We start from the raw sequence: 20,833 nt of genomic DNA on the forward strand, positions 1-20,833 counted from the left end.
GGGTTCGCACGTCCCGGACCGCCGGTCAGCGTGAGGCGGGTGGACGACCGTGTCGCGTCGGGGGAACGACAGGTCGCCACCGCCCGTTAATGGGCTCGGACAGCTACTCCTCGGCGCGACCGGGTGACAGGAGGGGTCACCGGCGCCGTGCGGAGGTGCCGAGCCGGGCGCGGGGCCAGTCCGCCCGCGACCAGGTGTTCGTACGCGGCGCGCCACACCGAGCAGGGGCTCTTCTGCTGCCGCCAACGACCGGAGCACTCGGGGCAGTTGCCCTTGTCGTCCGGTTCGTGCGCGGCGAGCAGTGCCCGCCATCCCTCGGTCAACCGAGGGAGCTCGGATCGTGCCACCGACAGGAGGGAAGGGGCGTCGGCCTGGCTGGCCAGCTCCGTGAGCAGGTCCAACCGTTCCCAGACCGCGTTGCGAAGAACTTGACCGAGGATCTCGTCCACCGAAACGTCACCGTCACCTTTCCGCCTTCTCGGCGGCTTCGCGTAGCGCTGCCCTGAGCTGTACGAGTCGGTCGGCCGAAAGGACCGCCGCCCCACCGGTCGGGCCGACCAGGGGCGCGGGGCCCCCGGAGGTCCGGGCGGTGGAGCTGCGGTCCCGGCCGTCCACGCCGTCGGGGCTGGAGCACCACCGACGACGCTGCCCGGTCGAGCCGCGCCATCCGGAGCCGAGGTCGGTCGGCTCCTGGATAGACAGGGAAGTGGAGGGGGAAACCCCGAGGACGACCTCGCCCGCGACGCCACCGCGCCGGGTGGTCACCGCCTGCTCGATCAGATCCACCGCGTGTCCCTCTCCGAGTTCACTCGCTTACCGGAACCTAGATTGCGATGATTCAACCCGGAGCGGGGCACTCCAGCGGTGGCCGGTGCCCGTTCCACGGTAAGCGGTCAACGGAGTTCAGTAGGGCCGATCAGCCTCGCCGATCGACACTTCTCGCACTTGGTGGAATGCCCCTACTCTGCCGTTGACGCCCGGTAAGGACTGTGAGGGGGCGCAATTGAACACCATCGGTTCGTCGAACTCTCCTGTTACGCCCGAGGTCTGGGACCAGCAGGAGATGCGCGACGCCCTGGCCAAGCGGGAGATCAGCACGGTCTACCGGCTGCTGCGCAGGCACGGCGTGTCGCAGCGCCAGATCGCGGCGCTCACCGGTCAGTCGCAGTCCGAAGTGTCGGAGATCCTCAAGGGTCGTCAGGTCATGGCCTACGACGTCCTGACCAGGATCGCCACCGGCTTGGGTGTCCCCAGGGGATACATGGGCCTCGCCTACGACGAGGCCACGGCAGTGCGGGTGGCCGCCACGGCGGAGGCACCCCATTCTGAGGAGGACGAGTCGGTGAAGCGAAGGAAGTTCCTCGCGCACGCCGCCGCCATCACCGTCGGTGCGGCCGTGTTCGGCACGGACTCCGGGTCTTGGACGGGCTCTCCCGCGCAGACCCCGGCCCCCGGCCGGATCGGCATGACCGACGTCCGCCAGGTCGAGGCCGCCACCAAGGCCCTGCGCACGCTGGACTACCAGTACGGCGGCGGCTCCTGCCGCGACGCCGTCGTCGCCCAGCTGTCCTGGGGGCAGCAGATGCTGGGCGCGAACGCGACCGAGCTGGTCAAGGAGCGGCTGTACGTCGCGCTCGCCGACCTGCACAACCTGGCGGGCTGGACGTCGTTCGACACCGGGCTGTACGACTCGGCGCGCAACCACTTCGGGCAGGCGCTCAGCCTGGCCAAGCAGGGGCGCAAGGAGGAGCTGGTCGCGAACATCCTGTACCGGATGGGCCGCGTCTACCTGCACCAGGACGCACCGGACGACGCGCTCAAGGTGTTCCAGCTCGGCCAGCTGGCCGCGCAGAACTCCGGCTCCGAGCTCGCGGTCGGCATCCTGTGCGCGAACGAGGCGTGGGCCTACGCGAAGATGGGCTCCGACACGCAGGCGCTCAAGCTGCTCGGCAGGGCGCGCGACGAGTTCGCCAGGGCCAACGTCGCCGAGGCGCCCGCGTGGGCGCGGTTCTTCGACGCGAACGACCTGTCCGCCATGGTCGGCACGGTGCACACCGAGCTGGCCCAGACGGTGGACGTCAAGTACACCCGCACGGCCATCCCGGCGCTGTCCAAGGCGATCGGCGGCTACGGCGAGGACATGACGCGCAGCAAGTCGTTCAACTTCATCTCGCTGTCGATCAACCACCTGCTCCAGGGCGACCTCGACCACGGCTCCAAGGTCGGGCGCCAGGCGCTCGACCTGTCCGAGAGCCTGAAGTCGATCCGCACCAAGGACCGGATGAAGCCGCTGCTCGGCGAGGCGCAGAAGCGCCGCAACAACCAGGACGCCCGTGAGCTCGCCGAACGCGTCTCCAAGTTCACCGGCACCGACAGCGCGGCCTGAGGCGTCGGGGCTCGGACCTCCGCGGGGGTCCGGGCGCGACGGCGCGGGCGACGGCGCTGGGAGCGGTGCGGAGGGCGGCGGCGCGGGGATCGGCGCCGAGGCCGGGGCCGGGAACGGCGCCGAGGCAGGCGCCGGGAGCGGTGCGCGGGTGGCGGGTGGTGGCCGGTTCACCCCCGCCGTGCTCGCGGACGTCCTGCAGCGGCTGTGCGCGGGCCTCGGACTCGACCACCGGGGCGCGCGGCTGCTGAAGTTCACCGCCAACGCGGTGTACGAGCTGCCCGCCGAGGGCGTCGTGGTGCGGATAACGGGGTCGATGGCGCTGCGCCACCGGGCGCCCAAGGTGGTCGCGGTCGCCCGCTGGCTGGCCCGGCACGACGTGCCCGCCGTGCGGCTGGTGGAGGGCGTGCCCCAACCGCTCGTCGTGGGGGAGCACGTGGCGACCCTGTGGCGCACCGCGCCGAGCGGCGGCCCGCCCGTCGACGGCCGCGACCTCGGCAAGCTGCTCCGAGTGGTGCACTCGCTGCCGGAGCCGGACTTCGCGGTGCCGAAGTGGTCTCCGCTGGAGGACGTGCGGCGGCGGATCGCCGACGCCGAGGAGCTGGCGGCGGACGACCTGGAGTTCCTGGAGGAGCGCTGCGCGGCGCTCGCCGAGCGGCTCCGCTCGCTGGAGACGGCGCTCCCGGTCGGCCTCGTGCACGGGGACGCGCACCTGCGCAACCTCATCCCGAGCCCGGACGGGCCCCTGATCTGCGACTTCGACTCGACCGGGCTGGGGCCGAGGGAGTGGGACCTGTCCATGGTCCCGGTCGGCGCGGCCCGGCTGGGCCACCCGTGGCGGTGGCACGAGCAGCTCGCCGCCGAGTACGGCTTCGACGTGACCGGCTGGCCGGGGTACGCCCTGCTCAGGGACGTGCGTGAGCTGAAGCTCACCACCAGCGTCCTGCCGATCCTGCGCAGCCACCCCGAGGTCGCGCCTGAGCTGCGACGACGACTTCGATCACTGCGCGAGGGCGATTCGGGGACCCGCTGGGAGCCCTACCGCTGAGTCCGCAATTCGCGTAACACCGCGCACGTGGAATGCGACTGAACCCATCGACGGGGAGCTTCGCAGTGCCTAGGGTTCGGGTGCTGACTCGGGCGATGGGGTGTTGCCACGGTGCGCGGAATCGGACAGTTGCTCGGCACTAGGCGCAGGCGCGCCAAGCGTGCCCTCGACGCGGCCAGGATGCTGGACGAGGTCGTGGACACGCAGCTGCCGCTGCTGGCCTCGTTCGACGAGGATCGGCGGCGGCGGTCCGCGGACTACCTCGCGGAGCTGGTGAAGCTCGCCCAGGACTACCGCTACTTCGCCAACGGCTGGATCGACGCCCGCGAGCTCGACCGGCGCGGGCAGGAGGCGCTGGTGGTGCTCGGGAAGTTCCGCAACGACCCGACCGCCAGGCTCGCCCAGGACTGAGGCCGTTCGCCCGGCGCAATCGCCGCTGGTCCTTCCGGACGCAGTTCATCGCACCGGAAGGACCGTTCGGCGCTGGACCGAACCGACCACCGCCGATCGGCCCGCGCCGTCGGCCGGTGGCGCCCGCGCGACGGGCGGTCGCCCGCCTCGGCCCGGCAGGCGCTCGGCCGTGGCCGCTAGGCGACCGGCGCGCGCGAGAGCACCACCGCGAGCCCGAACGCCGCGCCCATCACGGCCAGCTCCGCCACCGCCCAGCCGACCAGCGCGGTCGGCTGGTGCCGCCGGACGAGCGGCAGCAGCCACCAGCGGATGCGCGCCCCGAGCCCGGCGAGGGCCAGCGCGCACAGCGCCTTGCCGACCAGCAGCAGCCCGTACGGGGTGGTCACCAGCGAGCCCGGCAGCCCGCCGCCCGGCGCGGCGGCCAGCTCCAGCAGCCCGGTGCCGACCCCGGTCGCGGTCACCACCAGCAGCGCGGCGGTCGCCAGCTTCGAGAACCGGGGGAGCGCCTCGGCCAGCAGCCCCCTGCGGTGCGCCACGAGCGCGACCAGCGCGACCAGCCCGCCGGTCCACAGCGCCGCGCCCAGCACGTGCAGCTCCATCGCGACCACGGCCACGTCCCGGAAGTCCCGGTTCGACGCGTGCCCGGTGGCGGGCAGCGGGAGCAGGCCGAACAGGGCGACCAGCACCCGCAGCTCGGCGGGCACCGCCTCGCCCCTGCGCACCGCGACCGCGCCGACCCCCAGGCACACCACCGCGCACACCGCGCTGAACAGCAGCCCCTGACCGGCGGGCACCCGCTGCGCGTAGTCGAGCAGCCTGGCCGTGGTCAGCGGCACGTCCGGCCTGGTCTCGTGCGCGCGCAGCACGACCGACAGCAGCGCGGCGAGCGCCCACACCGCCGACAGCACCACGGCGGCGGGCCTGGCCAGCCGCAGCACCGGCTCGGTCGCCGAGGGGCGGGTCGCGCCGAGCAGCCTCGGCAGCAGCGACAGGCCGACCACGCCCGTCGCCGAGAGGTCGAGCAGGACCCTGGCCAGCGGCTGCGCCACCAGCGCGGCGGTCCCCGGTCCGCCTGCCGACGCGCCGGTGCCCGCGATCGCGAGCCCGGCGAGCACCCCGGCGAGCGCGCCCAGCGGCAGCCCGCCCGCCACCCGCGCGCGGGGGCGGGCGGGGCCGCTGGTCCGGTCGGCGGTCACCGGTCGGCGCCGTCCCCTCCGCCGCGCAGCGCGAAGAAGACGCCGCCGCCGAGCAGCACGACCGCGCCGACGATCCACACCCAGACGGGCACGCCGCCGCCGGAGTCCTCGCCCGAGGCCTCCGGGGTGGCGGACTCCGAGGCGGGCACCGGGGTGCCCTGCGCCGCCGTCGTGGTGGTGAACTTCAGCGAGCCGCTCACCGGGTGCCCGTCGGCGGACAGGACCCGGTAGCCGAGGGTGTACTCGCCCGCCGGTCCCAGCTCGCGCACCGGGAAGATCACCGAGTTGTCCCGCACGGTCGGCTCGGCCTGGTCCTCCCAGCGGGTGCCGTCGGCCGAGGTGACGGTCAGCGTGTTGAACCGCTCGCCCGCCTGCACCGGCTGGTCGAAGGTCAGCGTGACCTCGCGCGGCCCGGTGGCCAGCTCCGCGCCGTCCTTCGGGTCGCTGGAGATCAGCACGTTGTGCGCCCACGCGGCCGGGGCCGCGCCGAGCGCGACCCCTCCCGCCACGAGCGCGGACAGCAGCAGCGAGACCGCGCGCCTCATGCCGAGGGCTTGCCCGAGCGGCGGGTGCGCAGGACGGCGCCCGCGCCGAGGCCCAGGCCCAGCGCGCCGACCGCGAGGCCCGCGCCGCCCAGCCAGCGGGCGGTGTCGTCGGTGGTCGTGGCCGCGGCGGCCTCGGAGTGCGAGTCCTCGGACCCGGCGGGGGCGTTGCCGTGCGAGTCGGCGCCCTCGGCGGGCTTGACCAGCTTCAGCACCGGCGCGGGGTGCTCGGGCTCCTCGTCGGCGGGCGGGGCGCTCCAGTCGACGACCTCGCCGCTGGCGTAGGTCTGCTTGGCGGGCATGACCAGCTGCTCGGTGGTGTCGGGCAGCGGGCCGACCGACACCTCGAACTCGTTGAACTGGCCGGGCGCGATCTGCACGCCCGCGTCGGCGGTCCACACCACGGTGCGGACGGCCTCGGTGACCTCGCGGCCGTGGCTGGTGACCGGCTTGTCGAGCGTGGCCTTGACCGCCTCGACCTGCCAGCCGGGCACCGGCTTCGTGCTGACCGAGGCCAGCGGGTACTCGGCGGGGAGGGTGACCTCCAGCTTGACCGTGCCGGAGTCGGGGCGCTCGTTCGGCACCCGGAAGGTGACCTTGGCGTAGCCGCCCTGGGTGGCCGGGGCGGTGGTCGACGCGGTGACGTGCGCGGAGGCGGTGCCCGCCGTGCCGAGCGCGAGGAAGCCCGCGGTGGTGAGGAGTGCGCCCGCGCGGACGAGCGAGCGCAGGCCGGTGCGAGTGGTGGACATGGTGTGGGTGCTCCTGATCGCGGGTTCAGCGTGGTCCTGGGTGCGGGGCGATCGGGAGCGCGGGCGGCCCCCGGCGGGCGTTCACCCGCCTGAGGGTGATCCGGACGGGGGTGGGCTGGGGGTGGCCCTCGGGCGCGGGGAGCGCGGCCGGGCGGGACGCCGGGCGCGGTTCGCGCAGCACCGGCAGCAGCCGGGCGGCGGCGCCCGCGAGCGCGAGCAGCACCGCGTCCGCCCTGGCCAGCAGCAGGCCGGTGAGCAGCGCGGCCACCACGTGGGCCGCCGTCATCGCCAGCGGGTCGAGGCCGAGGCCGGGTCCGTGGTGCTGGTGCGCGGCGAGCGCGAGCAGCGCGTGCTGCCCGGCCTGGGCCGCGACCAGCGCGCCGACCACCGCCCACGGCGTCCGGGAGCGCTCGGCGAGCGCGGTCCCCGCGCTCGCGGTGAGCAGCAGCAGGGGCAGCACGGGGGTCAGCTCGACGGCCTCGCCCCCCGCCGCGCCGTGGGCCGCCAGGCCCAGTGCGGCCGAGGTCACCGCGACCAGGGACCCGCGCGCCGCGCGGGACGTCACACCTGGTCGAGTGGCCACACCACCCAGCGTAGGAGACGACCCGGAGCGCACGGCAGACCCGTCCGGACCTCCGAAGGTTTAGCCCGAACGGGTGAGGGGTACCGCATACCGGTGACGACCGCAGAACCGCAGATCAAGACACCTCTGCCGGGGGAGCCGAAGGTCGACCGCCCCGGCCGCACCGATTACGTCGTGTTCGGCGTGGCCGCCGCCATCACCGTCGCCTTCCTCGGATGGGGCGTGTTCGCCACCGATTCGCTCGCCTCTGCTTCCAAGACTGCCCTCGGGTGGGTCATGGGAAACCTGGGGTGGGCGTTCGTGTTGCTCGCGTCCGGCTTCGTCCTGTTCGCCCTCTGGCTCGCCGTCAGCCGCTACGGCCGCATCCCGCTCGGCCGCGACGACGAGCGGCCCGAGTTCAAGACCGTGTCCTGGATCGCGATGATGTTCAGCGCGGGCATGGGCATCGGCCTGATGTTCTACGGCGTCAACGAGCCGCTGACGCACTTCGTCAACCCGCCGCCGGGCACCGTGGAGGCCGGGTCCGACGCGGCGCTGCGCACCGCGATGGCCACCACCCTGTTCCACTGGACCCTCCACCCGTGGGCGATCTACGCCGTGGTGGGCCTGGCCATCGCCTACAGCAGCTTCCGCAGGGGCCGCAGCCAGCTGATCAGCTCCGCGTTCGCGCCGCTGCTCGGCGAGCGCACCGCGAACGGCGGCGTCGGCAAGGCCATCGACGTGCTGGCGATCTTCGCCACGCTGTTCGGCTCGGCCGCCTCGCTCGGCCTCGGCGCGCTGCAGATCGGCAGCGGCCTGGAGATCGTCGGGTGGGCCGGTGAGGTCGGCAACGCCGTCCTGGTCGGCATCATCGCCGTGCTGACCGTGGCGTTCATCGCCTCCGCGGTCTCCGGAGTCGCCAAGGGCATCCAGTGGCTGTCCAACGTCAACATGGTGCTGGCCGTCGTGCTGGCGGTGTTCCTGTTCGTGGTCGGCCCGACCGTGTTCATCCTGAACGTGGTGCCCACCGCGATCGGCGAGTACTTCCGCGAGCTGGCCGAGATGACCGGCCGCACCGCCGCCACCGGCGGCGACCCCATGGAGACCTGGCTGTCCGGCTGGACCGTCTTCTACTGGGCCTGGTGGATCGCCTGGGCGCCGTTCGTCGGCATGTTCATCGCCCGGATCAGCCGGGGCCGCACCATCCGCCAGTTCGTCGCGGGCGTCATCGGCGTGCCGAGCCTGGTCAGCCTGATGTGGTTCGCCGTCTTCGGCGGCACCGCCATCGCCACCCAGCGCGGCGGCGCGGACATCGCGGGCCAGTCCACCGCCGAGGGCCAGCTGTTCGCCGTGCTCCGCGAGTACCCGATCGCGTCGGTCTCGATCGTGCTGGTCATGGTGCTGGTGGCGATCTTCTTCGTGTCCGGCGCCGACGCCGCGTCGGTGGTCATGGGCACCCTGTCCCAGCGCGGCTCCATCGCCCCGACCAGGGGCGTGGTGATCTTCTGGGGCGTCGTGACCGGCGCAGTCGGCGCGGTGATGCTGCTGGTCGGCGGGTCGAGCGGGCTCACCGGCCTGCAGAACCTCACGATCATCGCGGCGCTGCCGTTCGCCGTGGTCATGGTCGGCCTGTGCCTGTCGCTCGCCCGCGACCTGCGCAGCGACCCGATGATCCGGCGCGAGGAGCGGGTCGCCGAGGTGCTGGAGGAGGTCTCGACCAAGATCGGCCCCGAGGAGGCGGCGCTGCGCGCGGTCGAGAGCCTGACCAGGGGCGAGGGGCTGAGCAAGGCGGAGAAGCGCGTCCGGTCCGAGGTGGCGGGGAAGGCCGCCGAGTCCGAGGACGACGAGCCCGCCACCACCGGGGGCGTCACCGCGCAGGCCTCCACCACGAAGGGCTCCACCACGAAGGGCTCCACCACGAAGGGCTCCACCGCCGGGGGCGGGAGCCTGACCACGAGGTGACGGGGTGGGCGTCGGCCCGGTGGGAGCGGTCCTGGGGGCCGCTCCGCGCGCCTAGTCGACGCCCAACCTCCTCAGCAGCTCGCCCTCCACCGCGTCCAGGTCGGCCGCGACGGCGCGGTGAGCGGCCTTCCGCCGCGGCGCGGGCATCCCCTCGCAGGCCCGCACCGCGGCCTGCAGCTGGGCCAACCGCTGCCCGCACCGCTGCGCGTAGCCCGCGTCCTCGTCCACGAGACCGGCCAGCGCCGCGCCCGCGTTCGAGATCCGCGCGTGCAGCCGGGCGCCCCGGCCGGAGTACTCGCCCAGCCGCTCCACGTCCACGCCCAGCCTGGCCGCGCGGTAGCGGTCGTACCGGTCGCCCGCCGCCGACGCCGCGCGCGCGGCCAGCGGCGCGAGCACCGGGAGCAGCGCGGGCACGACGACCTTGGCCACCCCGACGAGGTTCTTCGCACCGCTCGGGCTGATGCCCCGCTTCCGCGCCGTCCTCCGCGCCATCACCGCACCTCCTGCCCGCACAGTAGCCACCCGCGTGGAAAAGATCGCGCCGAGCGCGGGTTGCGGGTACAACGCCGGACCTCCCGGCTTACCCTTCTCCGGTGACTTCCCAGGTGCAGCTCGACGCCGGTGTGGTCACTCGTTGCCGGCGGCGGGTGCACCTCGAACACGACCCGGACGTGCGGGAGGCCGCCAAGGCCCCGCCGGACGCCGCCGGGCAGCAGCGCCGGGCCGACGCGGTGGACCACCGGGCCGCCGTCGCCAGGGCGCTCGGCCGCGAGGTCGGCTCGGCCCTCGTCGAAGTTCCCCCGGACGTGCCCGTCGCGGACCGCGAGCGGGTCACCGCCGAGGCGATGCGGGTGGGCGCCGAGTACATCTGGGGCGCGGTGCTGCCGCGCGACCCGCGCGGTGGCCGCAAGGGCGGCGTCGAGCTGCTGGTCCGCGACCGCACCGGGTACGTGCCGGTGATCGTCGTGCGGCACAAGACCACCGACCCCGGTCACGGCGCCCGCACGTCCCCGCTGTCCTACCCGCGGCCCGCGGGCGCGCGCACCGACCCGGTGCGCAAGGTCCGCCCCCAGCCGCGCGACCAGCTGCGCCTCGCGCACGTCCAGCGGCTCCTGCAGGCCTCGGGCCACGCGGCCCCCGGCCGGGCCACCGGCGGCGCCATCGGCATGGACGCCGACGTCGTGGTGTGGCACGACCTGGAGGCGGCGACCTGGCCGGGCGGGCGCACCGCGCTGTCCGAGTACGACGCCCGCTTCGCCGACCGCCTGGCCATCGCCGACGCCGCCATCGCCGGGACCTCCCCGCTGGCCCGGCCGTCGCGGGTGGTCGAGTGCAAGACCTGCCCGTGGTGGCCGGTGTGCTCGGACGCGCTGACCCGGGCCCGCGACGTGTCGCTGGTGGTGCGCGGCGAGGACGCGATGGCCCTGCGCCGGGCTGGCGTGCCGACCGTGGACGACCTGGCCGCGCTGGACCCGGCCGTGCCCGCCGTGCCGCTGGTCGGGATGGCGCACGAGGACGCGGTGGTGCTGGCGCGGGCGTGGCTGCGCGGGCTGGCCGTGGCGCGGCGGGTGCCGAGGATCGAGGTCGCCAGGGCCGAGGTCGAGGTCGACGTCGACATGGAGAGCTTCGGCGACCTCGGCGCGTACATGTGGGGCTGCCTGCTCAGCGGCGCCGACGTGGGCGTGGAGCCCGGCTACCGGGCGTTCGCGACCTGGGACAAGCTGCCGTGCGCCGACGAGGCCCGCTCGTTCGCCGAGTTCTGGACGTGGCTGACCGGGGTGCGCCGCGCGGCGGCCGAGCGCGGGCTGGGCTTCAAGGCCTACTGCTACAACGAGCTCGCGGAGAACCGGTGGCTGCTGTCGTCGGCCCAGCGGTTCAAGGGGCAGCCGGGCGTGCCGCCGGTGGCCGAGGTGAAGGAGTTCATCACCTCGGACGACTGGGTCGACCTGTTCGGCGTGGTCAGGGACCAGTTCCTGTCCACCAACGGCAAGGGGCTCAAGACGATCGCCCCGCTGGCCGGGTTCCACTGGCGCGACCCCGAGGCCGGGGGCGAGAACTCCATGCGCTGGTACCGGGACGCGGTCGGCATGGACGGCCAGGAGCCGGACCCGGCGCAGCGGCGCAGGCTGCTGGAGTACAACGAGGACGACGTCCGGGCCACCCACGCCCTGCGGGGCTGGATGACCTCGGACGCCGTGTCCGGGCTGCCGTACGCCGGGGACCTGTAGGCCCCGGCGCGACCGCCGGCGCGGGATTGCCGTGCCCGGACTACCTGGATCCGGACTACCTGGGCGCCATGCGCAGCGCGCCGTCCATCCGGACGACCTCGCCGTTCAGGTAGTCGTGCTCGATGATCGACAGCGCCAGCTTCGCGTACTCGTCCGGCAGGGCCAGCCGCTTGGGGAACGGCACCCCGGCGGCCAGGCCCGCGCGGAACTCCTCGGACACGGTCGCCAGCATCGGGGTGTCGACGATGCCGGGCGCGATGGTCATGACCCGGACGCCGACCGAGGACAGGTCGCGCGCGGCGGGCAGCGTCATGCCGACCACCGCGGCCTTCGAGGACGCGTAGGCGACCTGGCCGATCTGGCCCTCGTAGGCGGCGACGGAGGCGGTGTTGACCACGACGCCGCGCGCGCCGTCCGGCCCCGGCTCGGTCGCGCCCATCGCGGCGGCGGCCAGGCGCAGGACGTTGAACGTGCCGACCACGTTCACGTCCAGCACCTTGCGGTACAGGTCGAGCGGGTGCGGGCCGGCCTTGCCGACCGTCCTGGTCGACGGGCCGATGCCCGCGCAGTTCACCGCGATCCGCAGCGGGGCGCCGGAGCCCGCGGCGCTGTCGACGGCCGCCTGGACGTCCTCCTCCGAGGTGACGTCCGCCGCCAGGTAGGTGACGCCCTCCACGGCGGGGGCGCCGTCCACCGAGATGTCCAGCGCGAACACGCGCGCCCCCCGCGCGGCGAGCGCGCGCGCGGTGGCGGCGCCCAGCCCCGACGCTCCGCCGGTGACGATCGCCGCGGTGCCCGAGATCTCCATCAGCAACCTCCATGACCCAGTCGTGGGTCTGGAGGTTAACGGTCGTTCAGCCCGTGGTGCTCGGAGACGTGCAGCAGCGCGACCAGCGGGACCGCGGCCACCAGGGCCAGTCCCGCGAACACGAGTGCGAACATGAGTACCTGCATGGGGAAACGATGCACCCGACCGCACCTCCGGCGCGTCCCCCGGAGAGGTGTTCTCCGTCCACCCCCAGGACTACTTCGATCACGCTCCGCGTCCGACTTCAGTCGGACGGCCACCGGGTGAAACCTCGGGGTCGGAATCCGTTCCTTTAGCGAAGGCAACGAAGTGGCTCCCGTCCACGTAGGTTTGTCCGCGTGTTCACCACGCGCCCTGAACTAGCGGGAACCCACGGCATGGTCGCGTCCACCCACTGGCTGGCCTCCTCTGCGGGCATGGCGGTGCTGGAGGACGGCGGCAACGCCTTCGACGCCGCCGTCGCGGCGGGCTTCGTCCTCCAGGTCGTCGAGCCGCACCTCAACGGACCGGGCGGCGAGGTCCCGGCCCTCTTCTCGGTCAGGGGCGGAGCGCCGCGCGTGCTGTGCGGCCAGGGCACCGCCCCCGCCGCCGCGACCCCGGCCCACTACCGCGACCTCGGCCTCGACCTGGTCCCCGGCAGCGGCCTGCTCGCCGCGACCGTCCCCGGCGCGTGGGACGGCTGGCTCACCCTCCTGCGCGACCACGGCACCAAGTCGCTGCGCGAGGTGCTCGGCCACGCCATCGGCTACGCCCGCGACGGCTTCCCGCTGCTCGCGCGGGTGCCCGTGACCATCGCCGCCGTCGCCGACCTGTTCCGCGACCACTGGACCACCTCCGCCGACCTGTGGCTGCCCGGCGGGAAGCCGCCCGTCGCCGGCGAGCGGTTCCGCAACCCCAAGCTCGCCGACACCTGGGAGTGGCTGCTGGCCGCCGGTGAGGCCGCGGGCGCCGACCGGGAGGCCCAGATCGAGGCCGCCCGCCGCGCCTGGTCCCAGGGCTTCGTGGCCGCCCAGGTCGAGGAGTTCTGCCGCACCGCCCACCGCGACGACTCCGGCCGCGACCACGCGGGCGTGCTCACCGGCCAGGACATGGCGGGCTGGGAGGCGAGCTACGAGGAGCCGGTCACCGCCGACTTCGGCGACTGGACCGTGGCGAAGCTCGGCGCCTGGTCGCAGGGGCCCGCGCTGCTCCAGCAGCTGCGGCTGCTGGAGGGCTTCGCCGACCGGCTGGAGTACGTCGACGGCGCGCCCACCGCCGAGACCGTCCACCTGGCGGTGGAGTGCGCGAAGCTGGCGTTCGCCGACCGCGAGGCCTGGTACGGCGACAGCGCGGACGTGCCGCTGGAGGCGCTGCTGTCGCGGGAGTACGCGGCCGAGCGGCGCGCGCTGGTCGGCGAGCGGGCGTCGCTGGAGCTGCGGCCCGGCGCGCCCGGCGGGGTGGAAGCCGTGCTGGCGCAGCACATCCGGCGCGGGCCCTCCCTCGCCGAGGAGCTCGGCGGCGCGGTCGGCGAGCCCACGGTGTCCAGGACCGGGGCCGTGCGCGGCGACACCGTGCACGTGGACGTGGTCGACCGCTGGGGCAACATCGTCTCGGCCACCCCGTCCGGCGGCTGGCTCCAGTCCTCGCCCACGATCCCGTCGCTCGGGTTCTGCCTCGGCAGCCGGGCTCAGATGTTCTGGCTGGACGAGGGGCTGCCGAACTCGCTGGCGCCCGGCAAGCGGCCGAGGATCACGCTGTCCCCGTCGCTGGCGCTGCGCGGCGGTGAGGCGGTCCTGGCGTTCGGCACGCCCGGCGGCGACCAGCAGGACCAGTGGCAGCTCGGGTTCTGGCTCGCGCACGCGGTCGGCGGGATGAACCTGCAGGAGGCCATCGACTCGCCGATGTGGCACTCGAACGCGTTCCCCAGCTCCTTCTACCCGAGGGCGTGGACGCCGGGCGAGCTGGTCGTGGAGTCGCGGGCGCACGGGCTGGACGAGCTGCGCGAGCGCGGCCACTCGGTGGTGGACGCCGGGCCGTGGGCGCTGGGCCGGATGTCGGCGGTCTCGCGCGACCCGAGGAGCGGGCTGCTCAGGGCCGGGGCGAACGCGCGCGGCGCGCAGGGGTACGCGGTCGGGCGGTAGCCCGGCGGTGAGCGGGAGGAACGGCCCCGGTCCGAGGGGGAGGGGACCGGGGCCGTTCCGGCTTCAGGGGGCGCTGATCAGTCGTTGCCCTCGATCAGCAGGTGCACCAGCGCGTCGGCGGGCAGGTCGCCGTTGTTGACCAGCGCCTGGAGGTCGTGGGCGAACACGTCGGCGTCGACGTTGTCGTCGTCCAGCACGTTCAGGTTGATGTCGCTGATCTCGTTGATGTCGAGGTCCACGATCTCGCCGACCTTCACCGCGTCCGGCGCGTGGGCGTCGATGTCGGGGTTGGCGGTGGTGGTGATGTCGATGGTGTCGGCGGCCATCGCGGTACCACCGAGGCCGAGCATGGCGGCTGCGCTGCCGAGGCCCAGCAGGGCGCCCGTGACGGTCTTCCTCAGGTTCATGGGCGGCAAAGTTCCGCACCCGGAGACCCCCGATCAAGCTCCCTAATCCTCCGGGGTGGATTAGTTCACCCGGCCCGGTGGACACCGCTGTTCGGCCGAGCGCGTCGACCCGATGCGCCACGGGGGCGGCGGGCCCGGTGCGGGCGCGCTGGACGGGGAGCGCGGTGGGGAGACGAGCACGATCGCCACGCGGGGGTAGCCCGCGCGAGGGGGCGCGCCGCCGGGTGGCTCAAGGACGCGGCGGGACCGGGAGGGGCTCGGACCGCCTGGGTGCGGCCAGGAGCGGCCGGGGGAGCGGGGCGGGGTCGGGAACGGCTCGGGGCGCCGGTGCGGCAGCCGGAGCGCCGGGGGTGGGTGCCGGCCTTGCCCGTGCGAGCGGCGCGGGCGGCGGCGGTGGCCGGCGGTGGCCGAGGGCCGGTGTCGGATGTTGGCGCCGGGCGCCGGGGCGCGTGCTGGCCGCGCCGGGTGGAACAGGGGGCGGAGGAGGGGCTCACCGGCCCGGCCGGGCCGGGGGAGGGGCTCCGGTGGCCAGGACCGCCCGATCCGGCGCGGTCCGGGGGAGGGGCGGGCCCGGAGGTCGCCGGGCGGAGGGGCGCGCCGAGGGGTGCGGCGGTGGCTCCGGAGTGGGGCCGAGGGGCCTCTGCGGGGCCTTCCGGAGCGTTGCTCCCAGGCAACGGGTCTCGGTGGTGTTCCGAGCGGCTCGGGAGGCGTCGGGAGCCGCCGCGGGCCGCTGGGAGCCCTCGGGGACCTGCGGGTGGTGACCCGCGGTGATCAGCGGCGACGCTGCGGCGCCGGGTGGGTGCGGCACCCAGCGTGACGAGGCTGCCTGAGCGGGAATGCGCTGGTCGTGGGCCGTGCCGGGTGGACTGGCGGGCTCGTCCGCGTTCCAGGGGGTGACGGGGCCCGCTCCGGGGCGCCGGTCCCCTCCGCAGTTCTGCGGAGGGGCTCTGCTGGTCATGCGGGTCGCCGCGGCTTCCGCGTCGCTTCCGCGCAACGAGTCGTCGCGGGTAATCAGCATTTGCGGATCGTCGGCCGGTTGTTGTTCTTCCGGTCGCACCGGCTTGGCTTCCGGTCTATATGGGGTGAATATTCACCCGGTATTCGGTGACGATCTGTGATTGAAGTGTTCCGGTCGTTTAGGTCGCGCGATTACGCGATGGCGCCGGGGGGCAGCTTCAGGGTGAACGGCAGCGTCGTGACGACCGCGAGGTCGGACGCCGTCCGCTTCATGAGGGTGGGCGCGTTGCGCGTTCCCGGCTCGGGCAGGTCGAGCAGCCGGTCGACCGCCTCGACGAGCGGACCTTCATAGATCCAGACCGCCTGAGCTGCGCGTGAGCTCTCCCGGACGGCGGGCAGCCTGCCCGCGCGGGCCTCGGTCTCCGACCAGAAGAGGATCGAGTCGATGAAGCCGCGGCGCTGCTTGAACGCCATGATGCGGTCCAGCTGCCCGTCCTCGTCCCGGAGGTGGAGGAACTGGAACCCGCTTTCGCGCAGCTCGACGACCTTGCTCAGTGCGAGATCCATGACGCACCTACCTCTTGTTCTGAGGTTCCCCAGCATGAACAGGGCCGGTGACCCGGAAATGATCGTACGCCAAGCCGACAATCCCCCGTAAGGACTAGGTCGGAGAAGTCGCGGGATTGAGATGACAACGGGTGACGCTTTTCGGAGTGCCCGCAGCGCATCGGCGGTTCGAGTCCACAATTCCGCCGCCGTAGCGGTGACGAGGCTCACGTGACGCCACATCGGTCCCCCGTGCCGTCACCTGGTCCGGTGAACCCCTGCCCGGACGTGCGACTTGTCCCGTTGGTTGCCGACCACTGCCCCCACCAAACCCCCAGACCCCCGGAAGTGCCAAGCACCGGGTGCGGGACCACCCCTGCCGTTACCCTGGACGGGTGACCTCTGACCAGCGCGCAGGGCTGCCGCCGCTGCCGGAGTCGATGCTCCCCAGGGACCACGCCCTCTACCGCCCCCGGCACTCGGGCAGGCAGCGCCCCGCGCTGGTCGCGGCCGGGGTCTACTTCCTCCTCCCGCTGCTCCTGCTGGCGGTCGGCGTGCGGCCGGGCGAGTTCGAGAACCGCGAGCTCGCCGAGTTCCCCTCCGTCACCGACGGCTGGGACTTCTTCACCGGGTTGAGCGACTGGGCCGACGACCACATCCCGCTGCGCGAGCAGGCCGTCGCCGCCGCCGACGGGATCAGCCGGGGCGTCTTCGGCGAGCCCGCGCCCCTGCGCGGCCCCTCCACCGGCACCGGCCCCATCCCCGAGGTCCCCTCCAAGGACCCGTCCGCCGACCGCCCCACCCCGACCGGCCACGTCCGCGTGCTGGAGGGCAAGGACGACTGGCTCTACCTCGGCCTGGACGTCGAAGGCGCCTGCGACCCCGACTTCCTGCTCGGGGACACCCTCGGCAAGCTCAAGTCCCTGCGCGCCGCCGTCGAGTCGTCCGGTCGCCGCTTCGTGCTGGTCGTGCCCCCGAACAAGTCCACGGCCGTGCCCGAGAAGCTCCCGTCCAAGTACTACGGCGCCGACTGCGCGGCCAAGGCCCGCGACGACCTGTGGAAGCGGCTGCCCGAGACCGGCGCGATCGACCTGCGCTCCGCGCTCGCCGACGAGGCGAAGCGCCTCCAGGCCCCCGTCTACCTCCAGCGCGACTCGCACTGGAACCACGCGGGCGCGATGGTCATGGTCCGCAGGGTCGCCGAGGAGGTCCAGCCCGGCGTCACCGCCTCCTGGAAGGTCGAGCCCGCCGAGGAGTCGAAGGTGGCCGCCGACCTCCCCACGCTGCTCGGCCACCCCGAGGAGATCACCCTGACCTCCTACGACGTCCTCGCCGACGGCAAGAAGAAGGCGGGCGAGCCGCTCAAGGGGCCGTGGGACCAGCCCAAGACCACCACCAAGGCCAGGGGGACGGGCATCGCCAACGCCACCGCCCTGCTCATCGGCGACTCGTTCAGCGAGCAGGCCGCGCCCTACCTGTCCGGGGTGCTCACCCGGTTCACCTACCAGAACGCGGCCACCATCCAGGCCGACCCGGCGGCCACCGCCCGGCTCATGGTCCAGAACGACGTGGTCGTGGTCGAGATGGTCGAGCGCAACGTCGTGATCGGCGCCAGCTCGCTGCTCGCCGAGGGGACCCTGAACGAGATCAAGGCGCAGCTCGCCGCCAACCCGAAGCGCTGAGCGCCCTGGGCCCCAGCCCTCGAAGCGCTGAGCACTCGGCCGGTTACCCGTGCCGGTGACGGGTACCGGGCGCGTGCCCCGCGCTGAGTAGAGTCCACCCGTGCTCGCCGACCCCCAGCCCGCAGGCGGAACCGCAGCCCTGTGGAGCAGCAGCGACCTGCCCGGACTGGGCGACCAACTCCTCGTGCGCGTGATCGAGCGCGAGCTCCGCGCCCGCCTCGGCGACTGGTGCGTGCGCCCGTTCGCCCCGCACGGGTGGACCCGGCCCCAGCGCGCCGACGCGGGCTTCATCGCCGAGCCGCTCGGCGAGCGCACCCCCCGCCGGGTGCGGGAGCTGGCCGAGAACCACCACCTGCACCTGGTCGCCCCCTCGTTCCCGCTCGGGGACGACCTCGCCGCGCGCTACGGCGCCGACGTGCCGGGCGCGGCGTTCTTCACCGCGGGCCTCGGGCTGCGCCCGGACGCGGCGTGCGTCGCGGTCCGCGTCGCCGAGTCCGTGCCCGCCGAGCTGGTCGCCTGGGCCGGTCGGCAGCCCCTGCTGTCGGTGCGCGACGAGGAGTCCGCGCGGCGGCTGCGCGAGGCGGGCGCCAAGGCCGAGGTGGCCGTGGTCGGGCACCCCGGCCTGCTGCTGGAGCGGCTGCTCCCCGCCGACTCGCTCAAGGCCCGCGCGAACCAGCTGCGCCAGCTCGGCCAGCTGCCCGCCGGCGGGCGCAGCTACCTGGTCGTGCAGGTGCCCGCCGAGGGCTTCGAGAAGCTCCGCCCCACCATCGCCAAGATCGTCGAGCTGCTGGCCGTGCAGGACGTGGTGCTGCTGCCGATCGGGGTGCCCGTCCCCGAGGGCGACTGGGTCGCGCTGCCACCGGACACGGTGCTGGAGGACCGGGCCGCCGTGCTCGCCGACTCGGCCGCCGTGATCGCGGTGGACGAGCACGTGGCCGCCGCCGCCCAGGCCTACGGGCGCAACTGGGTGCTGCTGGACCCGACCGGTCGCGAGGGCGCCGCCGCCGAGCTGTTCGGCGCGGTCGAGCGGGTCGCGCAGCGGTCCAGCCAGCTCGCCGCCGCGTTCCGCCGGGCGCTGAAGGCGGGTCCCGGCGGGCACGAGGAGGCCGTGCGGGCGCTGGACGAGCACCTGGACGCGGTCGCCGAGACCGCCGAGGCGGCGTTCGCGGCCAGCGGTCAGGGCCTGCCCGACCGGGTCGCCGCGCTGGTCGCCGAGAACCGCGCGCTGCGGGTGGCCCACCACCGGCTGCGCGAGCGCGTCACCGCGGACCGGCACGCCATGGTCGAGCTGACCCTCGGGGGCGGCCCGGTGGAGGGCGGCCCCGAGCTGGAGGAGGAGCGGCGGTTGCACGGCGAGCTGGCCGAGCGGCACCGGGAGCTGGTGGAGCGGCTGGGCGCCTCCGAGCGGGAGCTGGACGCCATGCGGCGCACCAAGCTCTTCCGCTACACGCGCGCCCTGCGGTTCGTGTACGGGAAGCTGCGCAGCCGGTGACCCCGCGCATCACGTTCGTCCTGGTCACCTACGGCGGCGGCGAGCTGGCCGCGCACTGCCTCGACGTGCTCGCCGAGCACACGCCCGAGCCGTACGAGGTCGTGGTCGTGGACAGCGCCTCCCCGGACGGCAGCGGCGAGTGGCTGGAGCGCAACCTCACCGGCGCGACCGTCGTGCGGATGACCGAGAACCTCGGCTTCGGCGCGGGCTGCAACCTGGGCGTGCAGCACGCGCGCACCGAGTTCGTCTGCTTCCTCAACGCCGACGTCGAGGTCACCGAGGGCTGGCTGGCCCCGCTGCTGGAGCTGCTCGACCGCACCCCGGCCGCCGCCGCGGCGGCCCCGCTGATGGTGTTCCCGGACGGCAGGCTCCAGGAGGCGGGCAGCCTCCTCGGCGGCGACGCGTTCAGCCGCGGCTGGGGCGACGGCTGGGAGGACGGGGCCGAGCTGTACCCGAGGGTGGTCGACTACGCGTCGGCCGCGTGCCTGGTGGTGCGGCGCAGGGCGTTCCACGACGTCGGCGGGTTCTCCTCGGAGTACCACATCGCCTACTACGAGGACACCGACCTGCAGTTCGGGCTGCGCGACCGGGGCTGGCAGGTGTGGGTGCAGCCGTCCTCGCACGTCGTGCACGTGCGGCACGGCACCAGCTCCACGGCCACCGCCGAGCGGCTGTCCGACCTCAACCGCGAGGTGTTCCGCCGCCGCTGGGCCGACGACCTGGCGCTGCGCCCGCCCGCGCTGGGCGTGCACGAGCACCCGCACCGGCTGTGGTGGCTGCGCGACAAGCCCGCCTCGGTGCGGGTCCTGGTGGTCGCGGCGGGCGCGCCCGCCGACGGGGACCGGGACGCGGCGCTGCTCTCCGCGTGGCGGGCCGACCCCGAGGCGGCGGTGGCGCTGCTGGTGCCCGAGGACGCCGCCGACGACGGCGCGTTCGCCCGCTGGCGCTCGCGCGGCGTCGAGGTGCGCTCCGGCGACGCGGGTGAGGTCAGCCGCGAGCGGGTCGGCAACTACGACGTCGTGGTGGCGCTCGGGGACGTGCCCGTGGAGGCGGTGACCCGCTGGCAGCGGGCCGCGGTCAAGGCGCTCGACCTCGCCTCGCTGCCGCACCGGGCGCACGAGCGCCGGTTCGCGCTGAGCCGCGCCAAGGAGGACGCGGTCCGCGCGGGCGCCGCGCGGGCCAGGACGGCCGAGCTGCTCCAGTGGGCCGACGTGGTGTCCTGCGCGTCCGAGGAGGACGCCGAGTGGGTGCGGGGCGTCGCGGGCGCGACCGCGCACGTGCTGACCCACCCCGTGGAGGCGCCCCCGGTGCTCTGCGAGCTGGCCGACCGGGTCGCCGGTGACGCGGCCGGTGACGCGGACCTGGCCGTGCGCCGGGTGCTCGTCGCCCCGTTCCCCGGATCGGCTGGCCTGCGCTCGGAGCTGGTCAGGGCCATGGCGGTCGGCACGCCGTTCGTCACCACCTGGGAGGGCGCGGACGGCCTCGGCCTGCCCGGCTGGGTGTTCGAGTGCACCGAGGAGCAGCTGCTGACCGACGACGAGCTGTGGGGGCGGGTGCACCGCGAGCTGGTCGCCGCCCACCGGGCCCGGTTCACGCCCGAGCGGTTCCGCGCGGTCTTCGCCGACCTCCAGGCCGACTGCGGGGTCGCCCCCGCGCCGCTGGTGCCGTAGCCGGGGGCGGCGTGGCGCGGGACGCTGCGGCCCCGGACGCCGTGGCGCAGGACGCCGTGGCGCAGGACGA

Annotated in this window: 19 protein-coding genes; 9 read left to right on the forward strand and 10 right to left on the reverse strand. The window is 74.4% G+C overall.

Annotated features, from left to right (window positions below; all coding sequences use genetic code 11):
* Positions 1 to 86: 86 nt before the first annotated feature.
* Positions 87 to 449: a hypothetical protein gene (locus tag CNX65_RS36560; RefSeq protein WP_012782673.1), complete on the reverse strand. Its 363-nt coding sequence runs from the start codon at positions 447 to 449 to the stop codon at positions 87 to 89.
* A gap of 13 nt (positions 450 to 462) precedes the next feature.
* Positions 463 to 786: a hypothetical protein gene (locus tag CNX65_RS00195; RefSeq protein ID WP_096490948.1), complete on the reverse strand. Its 324-nt coding sequence runs from the start codon at positions 784 to 786 to the stop codon at positions 463 to 465.
* 217 nt (positions 787 to 1,003) lie between these two features.
* Between CNX65_RS00195 and CNX65_RS00200 the strand changes: the two genes are divergently transcribed.
* From CNX65_RS00200 to CNX65_RS00215, 3 genes are all read left to right on the forward strand, one after another.
* The gene (locus tag CNX65_RS00200; protein ID WP_096490949.1) at positions 1,004 to 2,386 is read left to right on the forward strand and encodes a helix-turn-helix transcriptional regulator; all 1,383 of its coding nucleotides are present in this window, start codon (positions 1,004 to 1,006) and stop codon (positions 2,384 to 2,386) included.
* Positions 2,387 to 2,534: 148 nt separating this feature from the next.
* Complete coding sequence (locus CNX65_RS00210; protein ID WP_096490950.1) at positions 2,535 to 3,431, forward strand: aminoglycoside phosphotransferase family protein; 897 nt, start codon at positions 2,535 to 2,537, stop codon at positions 3,429 to 3,431.
* Between the two features lie 111 nt (positions 3,432 to 3,542).
* Entirely contained in the window at positions 3,543 to 3,842 is a 300-nt protein-coding gene (locus CNX65_RS00215) for a hypothetical protein (protein ID WP_232519651.1), read from the forward strand.
* 176 nt (positions 3,843 to 4,018) lie between these two features.
* Here CNX65_RS00215 and CNX65_RS00220 read toward each other — a convergent pair whose 3' ends face one another.
* From CNX65_RS00220 to CNX65_RS00235, 4 genes are read right to left on the reverse strand one after another with little or no spacing between them, the layout of a single operon-like run.
* Complete coding sequence (locus CNX65_RS00220) at positions 4,019 to 5,038, reverse strand: copper resistance D family protein (RefSeq protein ID WP_096490952.1); 1,020 nt, start codon at positions 5,036 to 5,038, stop codon at positions 4,019 to 4,021.
* Positions 5,035 to 5,583 carry a copper resistance CopC family protein gene (locus tag CNX65_RS00225; protein ID WP_096490953.1) on the reverse strand — a complete coding sequence of 183 codons (549 nt, stop codon included), beginning with the start codon at positions 5,581 to 5,583 and terminating at the stop codon, positions 5,035 to 5,037. Before CNX65_RS00225 ends, CNX65_RS00220 begins: the two co-directional genes overlap by 4 nt.
* Positions 5,580 to 6,329: a YcnI family copper-binding membrane protein gene (locus tag CNX65_RS00230; protein ID WP_096490954.1), complete on the reverse strand. Its 750-nt coding sequence runs from the start codon at positions 6,327 to 6,329 to the stop codon at positions 5,580 to 5,582. The genes CNX65_RS00225 and CNX65_RS00230 overlap by 4 nt, the downstream gene beginning before the upstream one ends.
* Before the next feature lie 25 nt (positions 6,330 to 6,354).
* A complete protein-coding gene (locus CNX65_RS00235; protein WP_096490955.1) occupies positions 6,355 to 6,912 on the reverse strand; it encodes a hypothetical protein in 558 nt (185 codons plus the stop codon).
* 93 nt (positions 6,913 to 7,005) lie between these two features.
* Between CNX65_RS00235 and CNX65_RS00240 the strand changes: the two genes are divergently transcribed.
* Positions 7,006 to 8,853 carry a BCCT family transporter gene (locus CNX65_RS00240; protein ID WP_096490956.1) on the forward strand — a complete coding sequence of 616 codons (1,848 nt, stop codon included), beginning with the start codon at positions 7,006 to 7,008 and terminating at the stop codon, positions 8,851 to 8,853.
* Between the two features lie 51 nt (positions 8,854 to 8,904).
* On the opposite strand, the gene CNX65_RS00245 is transcribed toward CNX65_RS00240, so the two are convergent.
* Positions 8,905 to 9,345, reverse strand: coding sequence for a DUF6474 family protein (locus tag CNX65_RS00245; RefSeq protein ID WP_096490957.1), 441 nt, complete (start codon positions 9,343 to 9,345; stop codon positions 8,905 to 8,907).
* Positions 9,346 to 9,446: 101 nt separating this feature from the next.
* Between CNX65_RS00245 and CNX65_RS00250 the strand changes: the two genes are divergently transcribed.
* Complete coding sequence (locus CNX65_RS00250) at positions 9,447 to 11,081, forward strand: TM0106 family RecB-like putative nuclease (protein WP_096490958.1); 1,635 nt, start codon at positions 9,447 to 9,449, stop codon at positions 11,079 to 11,081.
* A gap of 55 nt (positions 11,082 to 11,136) precedes the next feature.
* Here CNX65_RS00250 and CNX65_RS00255 read toward each other — a convergent pair whose 3' ends face one another.
* Positions 11,137 to 11,889, reverse strand: a complete 753-nt coding sequence (locus tag CNX65_RS00255; RefSeq protein WP_096490959.1) for an SDR family NAD(P)-dependent oxidoreductase — start codon at positions 11,887 to 11,889, stop codon at positions 11,137 to 11,139.
* Between the two features lie 338 nt (positions 11,890 to 12,227).
* On the opposite strand from CNX65_RS00255, the gene CNX65_RS00260 reads away from it, so the two are divergent.
* A complete protein-coding gene (locus CNX65_RS00260; protein ID WP_096490960.1) occupies positions 12,228 to 14,009 on the forward strand; it encodes a gamma-glutamyltransferase family protein in 1,782 nt (593 codons plus the stop codon).
* 77 nt (positions 14,010 to 14,086) lie between these two features.
* Here the strand turns inward: CNX65_RS00260 and CNX65_RS00265 are convergent, their stop codons facing one another.
* Complete coding sequence (locus CNX65_RS00265; RefSeq protein ID WP_012782687.1) at positions 14,087 to 14,416, reverse strand: hypothetical protein; 330 nt, start codon at positions 14,414 to 14,416, stop codon at positions 14,087 to 14,089.
* 1,149 nt (positions 14,417 to 15,565) lie between these two features.
* Complete coding sequence (locus CNX65_RS00270) at positions 15,566 to 15,940, reverse strand: hypothetical protein (RefSeq protein ID WP_096490961.1); 375 nt, start codon at positions 15,938 to 15,940, stop codon at positions 15,566 to 15,568.
* A 374-nt stretch (positions 15,941 to 16,314) separates the two neighbouring features.
* Between CNX65_RS00270 and CNX65_RS00275 the strand changes: the two genes are divergently transcribed.
* From CNX65_RS00275 to CNX65_RS35085, 3 genes are all read left to right on the forward strand, one after another.
* On the forward strand, positions 16,315 to 17,601 hold the full coding sequence (locus CNX65_RS00275) for an alginate O-acetyltransferase AlgX-related protein (protein ID WP_096490962.1): 1,287 nt from the start codon (positions 16,315 to 16,317) through the stop codon (positions 17,599 to 17,601).
* Positions 17,602 to 17,701: 100 nt separating this feature from the next.
* Complete coding sequence (locus CNX65_RS00280; protein WP_157767420.1) at positions 17,702 to 19,093, forward strand: glycosyltransferase family protein; 1,392 nt, start codon at positions 17,702 to 17,704, stop codon at positions 19,091 to 19,093.
* The gene (locus CNX65_RS35085; protein ID WP_157767422.1) at positions 19,090 to 20,763 is read left to right on the forward strand and encodes a glycosyltransferase family 2 protein; all 1,674 of its coding nucleotides are present in this window, start codon (positions 19,090 to 19,092) and stop codon (positions 20,761 to 20,763) included. The genes CNX65_RS00280 and CNX65_RS35085 overlap by 4 nt, the downstream gene beginning before the upstream one ends.
* The last annotated feature ends 70 nt before the right edge of the window (positions 20,764 to 20,833 follow it).

It is taken from the genome of Actinosynnema pretiosum, from assembly GCF_002354875.1.
GTDB lineage: Bacteria > Actinomycetota > Actinomycetes > Mycobacteriales > Pseudonocardiaceae > Actinosynnema > Actinosynnema auranticum.